General features: G+C 54.6%; 3 protein-coding genes. All 3 read right to left on the bottom strand.

All coding sequences use genetic code 11. From position 1 onward, the window contains the following. Positions 1-170: primosomal protein N' family DNA-binding protein (locus AC2VLY_RS09895; RefSeq protein ID WP_486893317.1), on the bottom strand; the 170-nt coding region annotated here is incomplete at its 3' end. A 235-nt stretch (positions 171-405) separates the two neighbouring features. After that, positions 406-1,308, bottom strand: a complete 903-nt coding sequence (ubiA, locus tag AC2VLY_RS09890) for a 4-hydroxybenzoate octaprenyltransferase (protein ID WP_193650947.1) — start codon at positions 1,306-1,308, stop codon at positions 406-408. Next, positions 1,308-1,781: chorismate--pyruvate lyase family protein (locus AC2VLY_RS09885; RefSeq protein ID WP_486922190.1), on the bottom strand; the 474-nt coding region annotated here is incomplete at its 5' end. The genes ubiA and AC2VLY_RS09885, both read right to left, overlap by 1 nt.

Here is a 1,781-nt window from a genome sequence, read left to right as displayed (position 1 = left end):
GGACAGTGGTCATATCCCACCAGAATACCAATACGGCTTTTTTGACCAAAAGGGACACGCAGGCGTACGCCGGGAGGCAGGCGTTCCGGGTTTTCCGGCAGGGCATAGGAAAATATCCGGGGCAGATGCCCCAAAACAGCCACTTGCAGGCAGACCGTCGCAGCGGGCATTAAAGTTGCCCACAAGTTCTGTGGATAAGTCTGTGCATGGACCTCAGGAAAACTCGCATATGCCTAGTGCTTCAAGACCTTAGCCGGCTTGCCCAAAAAAGTGGCAAGGATAAACAATAAATGAAAACAATTAGATGATGACTTTCAACAACAACTTAACGGTGCTGCTCTGGCTTTTGTCGGTTTATGAGTAAACTGTGTATAAGTTTTTCAAAAACGCACAGAATTCTCCGTTTTAGCCCCAGGCTCCCGGTATGGGCAAGCCGCTTGATGGCGCTAAACCGGCCACTATTCCCCAAAACAAAACCAGCCCAATCCAGTTGTTGTGCAGAAAAGCACCAAAAGCCAGATCTCTGTCTCCCCCCAGCAAGCTCTGTTCATAAATGCCGAGAAGCAGCACCAGGAGCAAGGCAATCCAAAAGGGCCAGTGCATTTGCGTGCTGACGCCAATGCCGACAAATATGCATAGCATGGTCAGTTGCAGACCGGCGATGATATGACGATCCCAGCGGCCAAACAAAATGGCCGTAGATTTGATACCGGCCTTCAGATCATCCGGACGATCCGCCATGGCATAGGCCGTATCATAGGCGACCACCCAGCAGGCATTGGCGAGCATCAGCCACCAGGCCATGGCCGGAACCGTTCCTCGTGTTGCTGCAAAAGCCATTGGAATACCAAAGGAAAAGGCAATGCCCAGGTAAGCCTGGGGAAGATGGGTGAAGCGTTTGAACAGTGGGTAGGTAATGGTAATGAATACTGCAGCACCGGCCAAAGCCAGACTGAGCAGATTCAAAAAGGGCAATAAAGCAGCAGCCAACAGGCAGAGCAATACAAAAAGACGTAAAGCTGCGGCGGGACTGATGAGTCCCGCCGCCAGTGGCCGGTGCCGGGTGCGTGCTACCTGTTTATCAAAATCCCGATCAAAATAATCATTGATGACACAGCCTGCCGAGCGCATCAGCCAGGTACCCAGGGTAAAAATCACAAACAGGCGCAGGGAAGGCGTCCCTTTGGCCGCCAGCCAGAGTCCCCAATAAGTTGGCCAGAGCAATAACAGCGTACCGATGGGACGGTCCATGCGCATCAGCGCCAGATAGGCGGAAAAACGCTGACGAAACGGGATGAAATCATTCATCAGCGTCGACCTCGACCCGCCCAAGGGGGTAAGTCCGGCAGGAAATGTTCTTCAACCAATACTTCAGTATGACCTCGGCGTAAAATGGAGCGTCGCCGCCAGACGCGTTGGCCGAAGCGCGGCAATGCCTCCATGGTGATGGGGGAACGGCGCAGGCGGCGATGCCGAAACAGGGTGTTGCCGATGGGACGGGAACCGTGGCGCGCCAGGGGCAGCAGACCATGGCGCAGTCCACAAAGCGGTATGGTGGTCATAGCCCATATGGCGGGCCGATCTGGATCTCCAGCGTGGAGAAGGACTTCCCGCCAGAAAATTCGCTCGCCCCGCTTTAAATGCAAGAGCCGCTGTTCACTATAAGTCGGTTTCCGGCGTCCACTCCCCATAAGAAGCGCCGTGACCCGATGGGTATGACCATAGGCGCGCTGCAGTGCTGCAGTCAGCGATGCCGGGAGCGCCAACCAGGGCCATAAATG

The organism is Acidithiobacillus sp. TH-A36, from assembly GCF_057473445.1.
This window is presented reverse-complemented; position numbering and strand designations above follow the sequence as displayed.

Excerpts from the sequence above, each read along its gene's own strand:
- ubiA (WP_193650947.1), bottom strand. The coding sequence starts at position 1,308 with ATGAATGATTTCATCCCGTTTCGTCAGCGTTTTTCCGCCTATCTGGCG.